General features: G+C 32.0%; 12 protein-coding genes. 8 read left to right on the forward strand and 4 right to left on the reverse strand.

Going from position 1 to position 15,513, the window contains the following annotated elements; translation table 11 throughout:
* Positions 1–164 precede the first annotated feature (164 nt).
* From DFQ10_RS01845 to DFQ10_RS01870, 6 genes are all read left to right on the forward strand, one after another.
* A complete protein-coding gene (locus tag DFQ10_RS01845; RefSeq protein ID WP_115816413.1) occupies positions 165–947 on the forward strand; it encodes a DUF3108 domain-containing protein in 783 nt (260 codons plus the stop codon).
* 8 nt (positions 948–955) lie between these two features.
* The gene (locus DFQ10_RS01850) at positions 956–1,888 is read left to right on the forward strand and encodes a tryptophan 2,3-dioxygenase family protein (protein WP_115815728.1); all 933 of its coding nucleotides are present in this window, start codon (positions 956–958) and stop codon (positions 1,886–1,888) included.
* Positions 1,889–1,900: 12 nt separating this feature from the next.
* On the forward strand, positions 1,901–3,214 hold the full coding sequence (locus tag DFQ10_RS01855; protein WP_115815729.1) for a M23 family metallopeptidase: 1,314 nt from the start codon (positions 1,901–1,903) through the stop codon (positions 3,212–3,214).
* 2 nt (positions 3,215–3,216) lie between these two features.
* Entirely contained in the window at positions 3,217–4,863 is a 1,647-nt protein-coding gene (gene pgi / locus DFQ10_RS01860) for a glucose-6-phosphate isomerase (protein WP_115815730.1), read from the forward strand.
* A 163-nt stretch (positions 4,864–5,026) separates the two neighbouring features.
* The gene (locus DFQ10_RS01865; RefSeq protein ID WP_115815731.1) at positions 5,027–7,630 is read left to right on the forward strand and encodes a TonB-dependent receptor; all 2,604 of its coding nucleotides are present in this window, start codon (positions 5,027–5,029) and stop codon (positions 7,628–7,630) included.
* A gap of 12 nt (positions 7,631–7,642) precedes the next feature.
* Positions 7,643–9,301: a choice-of-anchor J domain-containing protein gene (locus DFQ10_RS01870; RefSeq protein ID WP_115815732.1), complete on the forward strand. Its 1,659-nt coding sequence runs from the start codon at positions 7,643–7,645 to the stop codon at positions 9,299–9,301.
* 81 nt (positions 9,302–9,382) lie between these two features.
* Here DFQ10_RS01870 and gldD read toward each other — a convergent pair whose 3' ends face one another.
* From gldD to mutY, 4 genes are all read right to left on the reverse strand, one after another.
* Positions 9,383–9,952, reverse strand: coding sequence for a gliding motility lipoprotein GldD (gene gldD / locus DFQ10_RS01875; protein WP_115815733.1), 570 nt, complete (start codon positions 9,950–9,952; stop codon positions 9,383–9,385).
* Positions 9,949–11,268, reverse strand: a complete 1,320-nt coding sequence (locus tag DFQ10_RS01880) for a gliding motility-associated protein GldE (protein WP_115815734.1) — start codon at positions 11,266–11,268, stop codon at positions 9,949–9,951. Before DFQ10_RS01880 ends, gldD begins: the two co-directional genes overlap by 4 nt.
* Positions 11,269–11,288: 20 nt before the next feature.
* Positions 11,289–11,726, reverse strand: a complete 438-nt coding sequence (locus DFQ10_RS01885; RefSeq protein ID WP_115815735.1) for a single-stranded DNA-binding protein — start codon at positions 11,724–11,726, stop codon at positions 11,289–11,291.
* Positions 11,727–11,827: 101 nt separating this feature from the next.
* Entirely contained in the window at positions 11,828–12,868 is a 1,041-nt protein-coding gene (gene mutY / locus DFQ10_RS01890) for an A/G-specific adenine glycosylase (protein WP_115815736.1), read from the reverse strand.
* 134 nt (positions 12,869–13,002) lie between these two features.
* On the opposite strand from mutY, the gene DFQ10_RS01895 reads away from it, so the two are divergent.
* Complete coding sequence (locus DFQ10_RS01895) at positions 13,003–13,293, forward strand: HU family DNA-binding protein (protein WP_008270198.1); 291 nt, start codon at positions 13,003–13,005, stop codon at positions 13,291–13,293.
* 307 nt (positions 13,294–13,600) lie between these two features.
* The gene (locus DFQ10_RS01900; RefSeq protein ID WP_115815737.1) at positions 13,601–15,145 is read left to right on the forward strand and encodes an Rne/Rng family ribonuclease; all 1,545 of its coding nucleotides are present in this window, start codon (positions 13,601–13,603) and stop codon (positions 15,143–15,145) included.
* Positions 15,146–15,513 lie beyond the last annotated feature (368 nt).

Raw genomic sequence — 15,513 nt, forward strand, 5'->3', positions numbered from 1 at the left:
GTATCAATTCAAAACCTATTAATTAAATAATTGGTTTTAAATTGTCTTTCAAAGACCTAATGGATTTGTAATTAGATCTTAAGGCTTTTGGAATAGTAATTGTATTTAAGATAATTGTAACGTAAAAAATGCGTTACATTAATTATATTTACAAACTAGAGATTATGAGATATTTATTCACAGTCATATTATTTTTTGTAGGATTTCAAGCTTCTAAAGTTGAGAAGGAAACCGCTTTTCAAGAAGGTGAGTGGTTTAAATTCGAAATGAGTTATAGTGGATTGTTAAAAGCAGGGAATGCTACTTTATCACTAAATGAAACGACATTAGATGGAAAACCTGTTTTTCATGTTGTTGGAAAAGGTTGGACTACAGGCGCCATAAAATGGATGTTTAAAGTTAAAGACCGTTATGAAAGTTATTTTGATAAAGAAACTGGAGTCCCTTATAAATTTATTAGAAAAATAGATGAAGGAGGTCACACAAAGGATATCGAAATTAAATTTGATCATAAAAACAGGAAGGCTGAGGTTTTTAACAAAAAGAATAAAAGCGTTAAGACTTTAACCACAGAGAAAGATGTGCAAGACATGGTTTCTATGTATTATTATCTAAGAAATAAAATTGATATTTCATCTTTAAAACAAGGGGATGAAATAAAAACAACGATGTTTTTTGATGAAGAAAATTACGGCTTTAAGCTTAAATACTTAGGGCAAGAAATTATTAAAACAGAGTTTGGTAAAGTAAATACAATAAAATTCAGGCCATATGTTATGGCAGGTCGTGTTTTTAAAGAAGAAGAAAGTTTAACCTTATGGGTAAGTGCGGATAAAAATAAAATGCCTTTAAAAATTCAAGCAGATTTAGCTGTTGGTTCGCTGAGAGCAGACCTTGTTGCTTTTAAGGGTTTAAAGCACTCCTTTAATATAGAATTCAAAGATTAACCAATTTTATGTCAGACCAACCTAACTACGACGATATTATAAAAGCACTTCAGGAGAAGTACACTAAAATAGACCAAGACACAGACGACCATTTATACGGTTTGCTATACAGTAAACCAATTACATATTGGGATTATATACAAACAGATGCATTATTAAATTTACAAATTCAACGTACCACGCTTCCAGATGAAATGGTATTTATTGCTTATCATCAGATTAACGAGTTGATTTTTAAAATGATACTTTGGGAAATTTCTCAAGTTGCAGAAAAAGAAGATTTAGATGTTACTTTTTTTGAAAGTCGATTGATGCGTATTAGTCGTTATTTTGATATGTTGTCTACTTCTTTCAATATTATGAGAGAAGGTATGGATGTTGAGCAGTATATGAAATTTAGATATACGCTTACGCCTGCAAGTGGTTTTCAAAGTGCACAATACAGACTTATTGAGTTCGCTTCTACGGAATTAATTAATTTAATTGATTATAGATTTAGAAAAGATATTGATAGAGATACACCATATACTCATGCCTTTGAACATTTGTATTGGCAAGCTGCTGGAAAAGATCATAAAACAGGAAAGAAATCCACGCTTTTAGTTAATTTTGAAAAACGTTATAAAGACGAGTTTTTAAGGTTTATGGAAACCTATAATACCACAAATCTTTGGACCCGTTTTAAAGAGTTGCCAGAAAAAGATCAGAAAAACGAAGAGCTAGTTAAGGCTATGCGTCATTATGATTATACGGTAAACGTAAGTTGGGTAATGGCTCATTACAACGCAGCCAAACATTACATAGATAGTGGTATAGGTGATGGAGAGGCAACAGGTGGAAGTGATTGGAAAAAATATATGCATCCTAAATACCAAAGACGTATTTTTTTTCCGGAATTGTGGAGTGCAGAAGAATTAGAAAATTGGGGAAATAATTTATAATTAGCTTAATTAATGCAGTTAAAACGCTTAGTAGTACTAACGATAATTTTAATAGGATTTTTTGCTTGCAAAGAGGATAATTCCGCTGAAGTAGCCTATGAAAAAGAACTATCAGAGATAGTTGAAGAAGAAAAAATTCTAGAATTTGGCTTCGATATTAATAATTATATTGTAAAACGTGATACCATTCAGCAAGGAGATAGTTTTGGTGAAATTTTACAGCGTAATAATATTGGTTATCCCGATATTTTTCAAATTGCCGAAGTAACAAAGGATACTTTTGACATTAGAAGATTACATCCTGGTAAACCTTATACATTATTGTTTTCAAAAGAATCAGAAAAGGATAGTCTTCCGCGACCAGAAACTTTTATCTATCAAACTGATCCCATAAAATATGTGGTTATAAATTTAAAGGATTCTATTTATGCTTATACTAATAAAAAGCCTGTAACTTATGTTGAAAAAACAGCAACTGGTATTATAGAAAGTAGTATTTCTTCAACATTAGAAGATAAAGGTTTGAGTCAAAAACTAGCCTATAAAATGGCTGATGAAATCTATGCTTGGACCATTGACTTTAGGAGGCTTCAAAAAGGAGACCGTTTTAAAGTTATATATACAGATAAATATATTGACGATACAATTTATGCAGGTGTTCATAATGTGAAAGCAGCTTATTTTGAGCATAATGGTGATTCTCTTTATGCGTTTCAGTTTGAAACAGATTCTATAAAAGGTATTGTAGATTACTTTAATGAAGATGCAAAAAATTTAAGAAGGGCTTTTTTAAAAGCTCCTGTTCAATTTAGTAGAATATCATCGCGCTATAATTTAAAAAGACGAATTGCATTTTATGGTAATAAAGTACGTCCGCACAAGGGAACTGATTTTGCTGCTGCTATAGGAACACCAATTATGGCTACTGCAAATGGAACGGTCACTGAATCTACTAGACGTGGAGGTAATGGTAAATATGTAAAAATTAGGCATAATGATACTTATAGTACTCAATATTTACATATGAGTAAACAAGCTGTAAAAAAGGGGCAGTTTGTAAAACAAGGAGATATTATTGGTTATGTTGGAATGACAGGTAATACAGGAGGTCCACATGTCTGTTATCGCTTCTGGAAAAATGGACAACAGGTAGATCCATTTAAGCAAAAATTACCTGAAGCTAAACCTATTTCAGATAGTTTAAAAGTGAAATTCTTAGAACATATTAAACCAGTAAAACAAAGATTAGATAATATCTTTTTCTTAGAGGCTGAACCTATTGAGCCAGAGAATACAATTACACAAGATTTAACTATAGATTTATAATAATGGCATTAAAAGCAACCAACCCAACCAGCACAAACGCTTGGAAAAAATTACAAGCACATTTCGATTCTATTAAATCTCAACACTTAAAAGATTTATTTAGCTCTGATGCAGAAAGAGCAAATGACTTAACGGTTAAGTGGGAGGATTTCTATGTTGATTTTTCTAAAAATAGAATCACAACTCAAACTATAGATTTGTTGATTGAGCTGGCTAATGAGTTGGATTTAAAAGATGCTATTTCAAAATATTTTGAAGGTGATGTTATTAATGCCACAGAAGGCAGGGCTGTATTACATACCGCTTTAAGAGCACCTAAGGATGCCAAAGTTATAGTTGATGGAGAAAACGTAATTCCTGAAGTGCATGAGGTTAAGAAAAAAATAGAAAACTTCACAACTGCAGTAGTAAGTGGAAGTCATAAAGGGCATACAGGTAAAGCCATTACTGATGTTGTTAACATTGGTATTGGAGGTTCTGATCTTGGACCAGCAATGGTGGTAGACTCACTTCAGTATTATAAAAACCAACTCACTACTCATTTTGTTAGTAATGTAGATGGTGATCATTATCAAGAAGTTATTAAAAAATTAAATCCGGAGACTACACTTTTTGTAATAGTTTCAAAAACATTTACTACTCAAGAAACTTTATCTAACGCTAATTCTATTAGAGCTTGGTTTTTAAAGTCGCAACCAAGTGAAGCAGTTTCTAAACATTTTGTCGCTGTTTCTACAAATATCGAAAGTGTAAAAAACTTTGGAATAGATGAAGAAAATATCTTTCCGATGAAAGATTGGGTTGGTGGTCGTTTTTCTTTATGGAGTGCCGTTGGTCTTTCAATAAGTTTGGCTTTAGGTTATAAACATTTTGAAAGTTTATTAGATGGTGCACACAAAATGGATGAGCATTTTAGAAAAGCAGATTTTAATGAGAACATTCCTGTTGTATCTGCGTTGTTAACCGTTTGGTATAACAATTTCTTTAAATCAGAAAGTGAAGCTATTATTCCTTATACACAGTATTTAAATCAATTTGCTACCTACCTTCAACAAGGTATAATGGAAAGTAATGGTAAAAGTGTAGATAGAAATGGAAACAAAGTAAATTATCAAACCGGAACCCTAATTTGGGGTGAGCCAGGTACCAATTCACAACATGCCTTTTTTCAATTGATTCATCAAGGTACAAAACTAATTCCTACAGACTTTATTGGTTATGTAGAATCACTTTATGGAAATACAGATCATCATGATAAGTTGATGTCTAACTACTTTGCGCAGACAGAAGCGTTAATGAATGGTAAAACTGAAGCTGAAGTTTTAAATGAATTAAAAGAGCAGTCTCTTTCAGAAGAAGAGATTTCAAAGTTGTTGCCTTTTAAAGTATTTGAAGGTAATAAGCCAACGACTTCATTATTAATACAAAAATTATCCCCAGAGAGTCTAGGGAAGCTCATCGCTATGTACGAGCATAAAATTTTTGTAGAAGGTATTATTTGGAATATTTATAGTTATGATCAATTTGGTGTGGAGTTAGGAAAACAACTAGCTAAATCTATATTAAGTGAGCTTAATCAAGACGATTCTAATACGCATCATGATTCCTCTACTCAAAATTTAGTGGCTTTTTATAAGGAAAATCGTTAAAAATTGTTAAAAAGTTTCTGAAAATTTAATTGAACCCATCTAAAATGTAGGGGTTACATAATTAACTTTGTAGTGTTAAAATTCTTAACATTTAGATAATGTTATAACTTTAGTTATATGTAATTTTGCGCCAATTAATAAAACCAATTAACTGAGATTTTATATGAAAAAATTTAATCAATTTTTATGTATTGCTGTACTGACATTGTTCTCTACAGTTACGTATGCCCAATCCACTATCAAGGGTAAAATTACTGATGGTGAAATGACCTCACCACTTCCTGGTGCTAATATTATAGTAAAAGGAACTACTAATGGTGCAACTACAGATTTTGATGGTAATTTTACTATAGTAGCAAAATCGAATTCTGGAGAAGTTGTAATTTCTTATGTAGGTTTTATAACTCAGACTATTGCTTTTAAAGGTAATACTGATTTAGGAAATATTACTTTGATGCCAAGTGATGTTGGATTACAAGAAGTACAACTATTTGCTTCAGTTGCAGTAGACAGAAAAACTCCTGTTGCTGTTTCTACAGTTAGAGCTGCAGATATTGATTTAAAATTAGGAACTCAAGAATTTCCAGAAATTTTAAAATCAACACCTGGTGTTTATGCTACTAAATCTGGTGGTGGTTTTGGAGATGGTAGAATTAACTTAAGAGGTTTTCAATCTGAAAATGTCGCTGTTATGATTAACGGTGTTCCAGTGAATGACATGGAAAATGGTCGTGTTTATTGGAGTAACTGGGCTGGTCTTTCAGATGTAACTAGTTCAATGCAAGTACAAAGAGGTTTAGGTGCTTCTAAAGTAGCTGTGCCTTCTATAGGTGGAACAATTAATATTTTGTCTAGAACTACAGATGTTGAAGAAGGTGGTAATGTTCTTACTACTATTGCGAATGATGGATATAGAAAATTTGGTGCTACATATTCAACCGGATTAATGAAAAATGGTCTTGCTGTAACAGTTTCAGCATCTAAAACTGATGGTGATGGATATGTTGATGGTACTGAGTTTAATGCTATGGCATATTTCCTTAATGTTTCTAAGGAAATCAATGATTCTCATAAATTATCATTGACAGCATTTGGAGCAAAACAACGTCACGGGCAAAGACAAAACTCTCAATTAATTGAAACATTTAGAAACAATGAAAGAGGGATAAAATACAATGCAGATTGGGGTTATAAAAACGGACAGGTAACTCACGCAGAAGATAACTTTTATCATAAACCACAGATTTCATTAAATCACTATTGGACGATAAGTGATAAAACAGAATTGTCAACGGCTGCTTACGTATCATTCGGTACAGGTGGTGGTGGTGGAACCGCTGGTGTAAATAAGTTTTCTATTGGTACTAATGGAATGAGTGAATATAGAATTGGAACTTATGGAACAATTGATTTTGATAAAATTGTAGATGAAAACATTGCAAATGGAGCAAACGGATCTGAAACTGTTTTAAGAGCATCGATCAACAATCATAACTGGTATGGTATTTTATCAACTTTAAAAACTGACTTATCTGACGATTTAGTATTGTTAACTGGAGTAGATATAAGAGATTACACAGGTATTCACTATACAGAATTAACAGATCTTTTAGGAGGTCAATATTTTGCTGATGATAGCGATGAGAATAATCCTAACGCTCAAGTAAAAGTAGGTGATAAATATAACTACTACAATGATGGTAAAGTAGGGTGGTTAGGTGCTTTTGGTCAAGTAGAATATTCTAAAGAGAAGTTGTCTGCATTTATTTCATTAGCAGCTTCAAATACATCATATAAGCGTATAGATTATTTTAATTATTTAGATAGTGACCCTTTACAAGAATCAGATAGATATAATTTCTTTGGTTATAGTGCTAAAGGTGGAGCTAATTATAACTTAGATGCCAATCATAATGTGTTTGCAAATGTTGGATATTTTGAAAAAGCACCAGGTTTTGATGCTGTTTTCCCTAACTTCAATAATACAGATATTAATGCAGATGCTGATAATCAGAAGATTTTAAGTTTTGAATTAGGATACGGATATAGAAGTGACAAATTATCTGCTAATGTGAACTTATATAGAACTGCTTGGAGAGATAGAACTGAGACAATTCCTTTTCAACAACCAGATGATACTAGAGCTTATGCCAATGTATTAGGTGTAAATGCAATTCACCAAGGAATAGAAATTGACTTTGTTTATAGAGCAACTGATAAGTTAAGTTTTACAGGTATGACCTCTTTAGGAGATTGGAGATGGGAAAATAATGTATTAGATGTTCCTATTATTAATGAAGATCAAGAAATTGTTAGATATGTAGATCTTTATATAGAAGATTTGCATGTTGGTGATGCAGCTCAAACAACATTAGCTTTAGGGCTTAATTATAAATTTGCGAATAAGACAAGATTTACATTAGACTATAACTACTTTGATAATCTATATGCAGATTTCGATCCTAGTAATAGAGGTGGCGTTGGTCCTGACGAAGATCAAGTTGGTCCAGATGCATATGAAGTTCCTGCATATGGGGTTTTTGATACAACTTTTAGCCATGGATTTAAATTTGGATCTTTTGATGTTACTTTAATAGCGAGATTAAATAACGTTTTTGATACTACTTATATTACTGACGCCTTTGATGGTTCTGAGGTAGGGACAGTAGGTGAGCCTGGTTATATTGCACCATCTACTTATAAAACGTCTAAAGTTTATTATGGTTTTGGAAGAACATTTAGTATCGGAGCAAAACTTAATTTTTAATAAAATTGAAATATGAAAAAAATAATTTTTTTACTAGCAATAGTCGGAATTACTTTTACGGGTTGTGACCCATTAGAAGATATTAATAATGAAATTGACGCACAGGATAATCCTGTTGTGGGAGTTGATGAGTTTACAATGACAACTGATGATTATACTGCATTAGTAGATCAAGCAGATGACGAAGATCCTGATTTCTACGAAACATTTGAAGCATTTAGTGATGTAGATGATGCAAAATTAATGTTACCAGATTTCTTAAGTGATAGATATCCGTATTGGGGAAATGGTTCTTCAGTAACTGTAAACTTCAATTTGTATGATGGTAATCCAGAAGATGTAAGTGCTTATGTTAATGCTGATAATTATGAATTAGTTCAAGATGATTATCCTACAGCTGCGAGTAATGCATTTTTTCCAAGTGAAGAGCCTGGAGATTTTTTAGAAAACATATTAGTAGCTCAAATAGCTAGTCCTATTGAAGGGCAAGTAGTGTTAGTTGAATACGATCAGTATATTGAAGAGCCTGTTATTGGTTTCGCTCCTTTTATCGAATATGACTTTTCTGGTAGTTTTGAAGGTTGGTCAGTTGTAGAAGAATTTGGTGGTGATGACGCATGGACATCTCAAGATGATTACATACAAGGTAATGGTTTTTTTGGTGGTCAAGTAGCGAATATAGAGTGGTTAGTGTCACCTTCTATTGATTTAACCGGTGAAAGTGATCTTAGATTTCAAATTACACATGCACTTAAATATGCAAGTGATGCATCATTACTTAAAATATTAGTATCAACTGATTATGCTGGTGATACAAGTACTGCAGAATGGGAAGAAATTAACTTAGTAACACCTCCTGGTGTTGATACATTAGACCCATCTGAAGATTTTGATTTTTCTGCATATGATGGTGAAACTATTAATATTGCTTTTAAGTATGAATCTACAGATACTGATGCTGGTCGTTGGAGAATTTCTAGTATGGTATTAAAAACAATTGGTATAACTGGTGCTACTGTAACTAAATCAGACTATTACAAATTTGATGGTGCTTCATGGAGTCTTGTAGATGATGTATATTATTTAACATCGCAAGATTATGACTCTATGGGAACGTCTTCTGGTCAGCCAGGTCAATATAATAACTTTAGTGGTTCTACTGCACCATCTAATTATTTACCGCAATTTTTAAGTATTAAATATCCATTTGCTCAAGAAGAGGATGCTATCTTTATTACTTACAAATATTATGGAGGTTCTAGTGTTGGTACAGTTATTAAAGGAAACTTATATACATTTGCAAATGGTAGTTGGTCACCAAGTATTTCAACTTTACAGTTTGGTTTTGAAAATGGTATTTGGGTACCAGATAATACTATAAGATATACTTTATCAAATTCTGATTATGAGTATATTGGTAATACATTGGTGAGTGATCCAGAATTCACAGATCTTGTTCCAACACTTATCGATTATCATGATTATGATTATAATTGGACTGCATCTCAAGTTACATATTCACTAGGTGTTTTTCTTGAATACCTTGCGCCAAGTGCAGAAGATGGACAGAAATATGCAATCACATATTTATTATATGATAATGGATTAAATGAGTTAACAGAAACGCTAATTAAGCAAAATGGTGAGTGGGTTAAGTATGTTGCCCCTTAATACATGGTTTAAGTTTTAATTTAGCTGAAATAAAAAAGCCTATCAATAATTATTGATAGGCTTTTTTTTATTGATTAATTTTTAATCTTTCCACTCTACGCTTTCCATAATCCTTCTAATATCCTTTTTAAGATATTCTGCAGCAGGATAAATAGAATCGTAATTAGGCTTGGCATAGAAGTAAAGCGAGCCACTTAAAAAGTGATGAATACTATCAGTAACGTAAAATTGAGATTGTGAAGCAGCATCTCCACCTACTTCATATAACATACCATAAACTTTGGTTGCTTTGTTTTCAAATGGTATGTTGAAAATTTCATCCGCTTTTATAGTGTGCTTCTGCGTAAGGTTTTGTGCATCTCGCAATAAATCATTTAAGTTATCATCTTTAACTTCCTTGTAGGTGAGGTAAATGGTTGCGTTTAAGGAAGGATAATTAACATCAACACCATTAGTATTGGCAGAAGATTTTATGCTTTTAATTGGGTCTGCTAGCTCGTTTTTTTCAAAAGAGAATGGTAAAGGTATAGTCGCTTTTTTATAATTGGCTTTTGGATACTCTAATCTTAAATAGCCTTTTGGTTTAGGTAATGGATCATCTCCACAACTTAGCATTAATAGACTTAAAATGGGTAAAACTATTCGTTTCATTTTTGCTGATCTAATAAAGTGAGTTTAATTTGTTTTATGCGCTTTCGTTCTAAAGCCTCTACTGTAAAAACGTAATTTTCAAAATTTATTTTACTTCCTATTCTCGGAAATCCACCTGAAATTTCTAAAACAAAGCCAGCAAGTGTTTCTGCGTCACCTTTCTTGGCTTCAAAAAGTTCTGTGTCATTTTCAATGCCAACTATTTTATACACGTCTTTTAGAGGTGTTTTTCCTTCAAAGCTATAATTGTTGTTATTTAATTTGGTGTAAACTAAATCGTCATCATCATATTCATCACTAATATCTCCAACAATCTCTTCAATAATATCTTCAAGAGATACCAATCCAGAAGTGCCTCCGTATTCATCAACAACAACAGCGAGATGTACTTTTTTGGTCTGAAATTCTACCATTAAATCATCTAATTTCTTGTTTTCTGGTACAAAGAAAGGCTCTCGTAAAATTGTAGTCCAATCAAATGTTTTTTTATTTAAATGCGGTAATAAATCTTTCACGTAAAGAACACCTTTAATAGTATCAATGCTTTCTTCATAAACAGGGATACGAGAATAACCATTATCTATAATTTCTTTTATTATAGTTTCGTAGGGAGTGTTGATGCTTAAAGCAAACAAATCCATTCTTGGACGCATCACTTGCTTAGTATCTGTGTTTCCAAAAGACACTATGCCTTGCAGTAGTTTTTGCTCTTCTTTGGTGGTGTCTTCATCATTTGTAAGTTCTAATGCTTGAGATAATTGATCAACACTAAGATTTGAACGTTGCTTGCCAAATTTGTTTTGAATTTTGATGGTTATAAAACGCATTGGTAAACTTAAAGGAGAAAAAACTACATCCAAAAATCTAAGTGGTCTTGCCATAAATAAAGAAAACTTAACGCTATTTCTACTGGCATAAATTTTAGGAATGATCTCACCAAATAACAATATTAAAAAGGTTGCTGAAACAACTTCTAATAAAAATCTAAAAAGCGTATTTGTAATAGTGTTAAAAAGTGTTTCACCTATGTAGGCAAATAGCAACACAACAGCGATGTTTATAAAATTATTAGCGACCAAAATTGTGGCTAATAGTTTTTTGGGACGTTCTAAAAGTGTCGCAATTATTAACATTGCAGGAGATTTGTTTTCTAAGCCTTCATCTAAGTTAGATTTGGTTAATGAAAACAATGCGACTTCTGCGCCAGAAATTAGAGCAGAACACATTAGTAAAATAATAAGGATGATAATACTTGTTATAAATGAAGTATTAATAGCTAACAAATGAGAAATTAAAACCGTGGGTTCTGGGTCCAAGATGTGATGATATTAAATGGTTAAAATGGCAAATCATCATCGCCCTGTGGTGCTGCATTTGATGGTGCAGATGGTTGCGATTGAGGATTAGCATTTGGTTTGTTAGACTGTTGTTGATCTGTTTTTGGAGTTAAAAAGGTGAATTCATCACATTGAATTTCTGTAGAATAGCGCTCCATGCCTTTGTCATCAGTCCATTTTCTAGTTTTTATTCTTCCTTCAATATATACTTTGTCTCCTTTAGTAAGATATTTTTCACAAATTTCAGCAGCTTTATTTCTAACCACTATATTATGCCATTCAGTATTAGTGACACGTTCGTTGGTTTGCTTATTAGTATAAGACTCACTTGTAGCTAACGGAAAACGACCAACACAATTTTTATCATCAAAATAATGCATTTTTACTTCGTCGCCTAGGTTTCCAATTAGCATTACCTTATTTAATGTTCCAGCCATAATAATTTTGTTTTAAGTTGCAAAGTTACTGTTTTTGCTATCACTACTTTAAAAGTAATAAAAAAATGTGATTTCTTTAAGGTTCTATAACCATATCGCATTTAAAAATTAAAGTTATCAATAAAGTCACTTATAAGCACAGAGGTAGGATAATTAGTTAACGAAGCAATTGCTATAGCGTTATTGGGAAGCTGATCTATATCAATAATCCAAAATTTAGTGTGTAAATGCTGGTGAGATAATTTATGTATGATATCAGTTTCATTATATAAGGAGTAATCAAAATCTTCAGTACTTAAAATTGTGTTTTCAAAATTTAAAAGATGAAATTCTTCTGGAGCTAAACTTTTTTCAGATTCAATTAATGGAAACTGATAGAGGTTTTGCCAAATCCCTTTATTTGTACGTTTTTCGAATAATATCTGTTTACTATTATCAATACATACTAAAAAGTTATAATACTTATTGGTCACTTTAGTTTTCTTCAATTTTACAGGAAGCACACTCACAAGGTTCTTTTGAAGTGCTACACAACCATCTTTAAGTGGGCAAATATGGCAGTCAGGATTTTTTGGTTTGCACTGCAAGGCTCCAAATTCCATAATAGCCTGATTATAGATTGCAGGTTGTGCTTTGTCTATTAATGAAGTCGCTAAGGATTTAAATTCTTTGATACCAATAGTAGAATTAATTGCCGTGTCTATACCAAAATAGCGAGACAGTACACGGTACACATTTCCATCTACAACAGCAGCTACTTCATTATAAGCAAAAGATGCAATGGCACTTGCAGTATAATCGCCAACTCCTTTTAATTTTAATAAGTCTTTATAATTATTAGGAAATTCGCCATTTAGTTCATTTACAACATATTTAGCGGCAGCATGTAAATTTCTAGCTCTAGAATAATAACCTAAACCTTGCCACAATTTTAAAACCGAAGTTTCAGTTGCTTCTGCAAGATCGAAAATGGTAGGATATTGATCCACAAATGCGTCGTAATAAGGAAGGCCTTGTTTAACTTGGGTTTGTTGTAAAATGATTTCTGACAGCCAAATGTAATAAGGGTTTTTAGTTTCTCTCCATGGGAGTTGTCTCTTGTTATTTGAATACCAGTAAATTAGTTGAAATTTGAAGTTCATTTGACTTTTTAAATGAGAAAGTAAAATTAATTGTTTATTGCGTTAAATTTTAATTAATTACGTTTGAAATATTGAAATTAAATTACCTATATTTGCAATCCCTTAGAATTATAGTAACCCTAAAACTAGTAAAAATGACAAAAGCCGATTTGGTAGCAAAAATATCTGATAAGTTAGGTATTGAAAAAGGTGACGTACAAGCAACTGTAGAAACCTTTATGGAAGAAGTAAAAACATCTTTAGAAAGCGGAGATAACGTTTATTTAAGAGGTTTCGGAAGTTTCATTATTAAAACGAGAGCTGAAAAAACAGGTCGTAATATTTCAAAAAATACTACAATAAAAATTCCTGCTCACAACATACCAGCATTTAAGCCGGCTAAAGTATTTTTAGAAGGAGTTAAATCTAATGTTGAGGTTAACTAAGAAAGCATTTAAAATATAATATTAATTAAAAGCATTATTTATTATGCCAAGTGGTAAAAAAAGAAAAAGACACAAGGTAGCGACGCACAAGCGTAAAAAACGTAGACGCGCTAATCGTCATAAAAAGAAATAAATTGTTAAAAGTAGTTTTTAAAACTACTTTTTTCAGTTTTAAAGAAACGTTCTTTGATATAGAATCAGGAGTATTTAATAGAGTACACCTAGATTTGTTGGATATTACATCCTGTGTCAAATAATTTAGTAAAATCCATCTATCTCAATTAAGAGTTAGATATAAATTAACATCATGAACAAAGAATTAATCGTAAGATCGAGTTCAGATATTGTTGATTTTGCCTTATTAAAAGATGGAAAACTTATTGAATTACATAAAGACGAAGAGGATAATGACTTTGCGGTAGGTGATATTTTTATTGCCAAAATCCGTAAAGTTATGCCTGGTCTAAACGCTGCGTTTGTAAACGTAGGGTATGAGAAAGATGGTTTTTTACACTATCATGATCTTGGACCACAATTACCTTCTCTTTTAAAATTCATTAAACGTGTAAGCACAGGGAAATTAAAAGACTATACTCTAAAAGACTTTCCTCTAGAAAAGGATTTGGATAAGCATGGCAAAATTGCAAACGCCATTAAGTCTAATCAATCCATTTTAGTACAAGTAGTTAAAGAGCCAATTTCCACAAAGGGACCTCGCATTAGTTCAGAATTGTCTATTGCTGGTAGATACATTGTCTTAGTACCTTTTTCTAATCGTATTTCAATTTCACAAAAAATTGAATCACAAGAAGAGAAAGACCGCTTAAAAAGACTTGTTAAAAGTATCACTCCTAAAGGATTTGGAGTTATTATTCGTACCGTAGCAGAAGGCAAAAAAGTTGCCGAGCTCGATAGTGATTTACAGAATTTGCTGGATCGATGGACAGCAATGTGTAAAAAGTTGTACAAAGCACATCACCCTACTAAAGTACTGGGAGAAATGAACAAAGCATCCTCAATTTTGAGAGATATTTTTAATGATTCATTTTCAGGTATTGTTGTAGATGATGAAGAAATGTACCTACAAGTAAAAGATTATGTGCATCAAATTGCACCAAACAAAGAATCTATAGTGAAGTACTATAAAAATGGTGTTCCAATTTTCGAAAAATTTGGCATAGAACGTCAAATTAAAACATCATTTGGTCGTACAGTATCTATGGCAAGAGGAGCTTATTTGGTAATTGAACATACCGAAGCCCTTCATGTTGTTGATGTTAACAGTGGTAATCGCTCTAATAAAGAGAAGAATCAAGAAGATACCGCTTTAGAAGTCAACATGATCTCAGCTCAAGAGATTGCACGCCAATTACGTTTACGTGATATGGGTGGAATTATCGTTATCGATTTTATCGATATGGGAAAAGCCGAGAACAGAAAAACGCTTTACAATTATCTTAGAGATGAGATGAAAGACGATAAAGCAAAGCATAAAATATTGCCGCCGAGTAAGTTTGGTTTAGTACAAATTACCAGACAACGCGTTAGGCCAGAACGCAATATTAAAACGAAAGAAGAAAATCCTAACTTAATAGGAGGAGATGAAATCGAAGCACCAATTAAAGTGGTGGAACGCATAAATCAAGACCTAGAGCGCATTTTCAAAAAAGACTTTAAAAAGGTAACACTTAATACACACCCTTTTATAGCAGCCTTTTTAACCAAAGGGTTTCCATCAGTACGTTCAAAGTGGTTTTTTGAACACAAAAAATGGGTAAAAGTTTTACCTAGAGATGCTTACACTTATCTTGAATATCATTTTTTTGACAAAAATGGTGACAAAATCAAATAATATCTATTAGAAAAGCCCAACTGAAAATTTCAGTTGGGCTTTTTGTTTTTAAAATATGTTTGGTTTTATTTATAACGTCTTTTAGTATTCCAAACCATTGAATTGGCAAAACCAAATTTCAATGTTTTTGTACCTACTTTACTTTCTGTTTTTATCCTACTACTTGTTTTCATAACTTATTTACTTTTCTTTTTTCGAGGTGCAAATTTACGTTAGGTATAAGCATTTGAAAACAACAGACTTAATACATTTGTGTGCTAAATTAACCTTATTTTGTTTTTTTTGACAAAAAACAAGATAAAATAAAATATCTCATAAAAAATCCCAACTGAAATTTTCAGTTGGGATTTTATTTTATATCTCATTAT

The organism is Winogradskyella eximia (genome assembly GCF_003386165.1).
Classification (GTDB): domain Bacteria; phylum Bacteroidota; class Bacteroidia; order Flavobacteriales; family Flavobacteriaceae; genus Winogradskyella; species Winogradskyella eximia.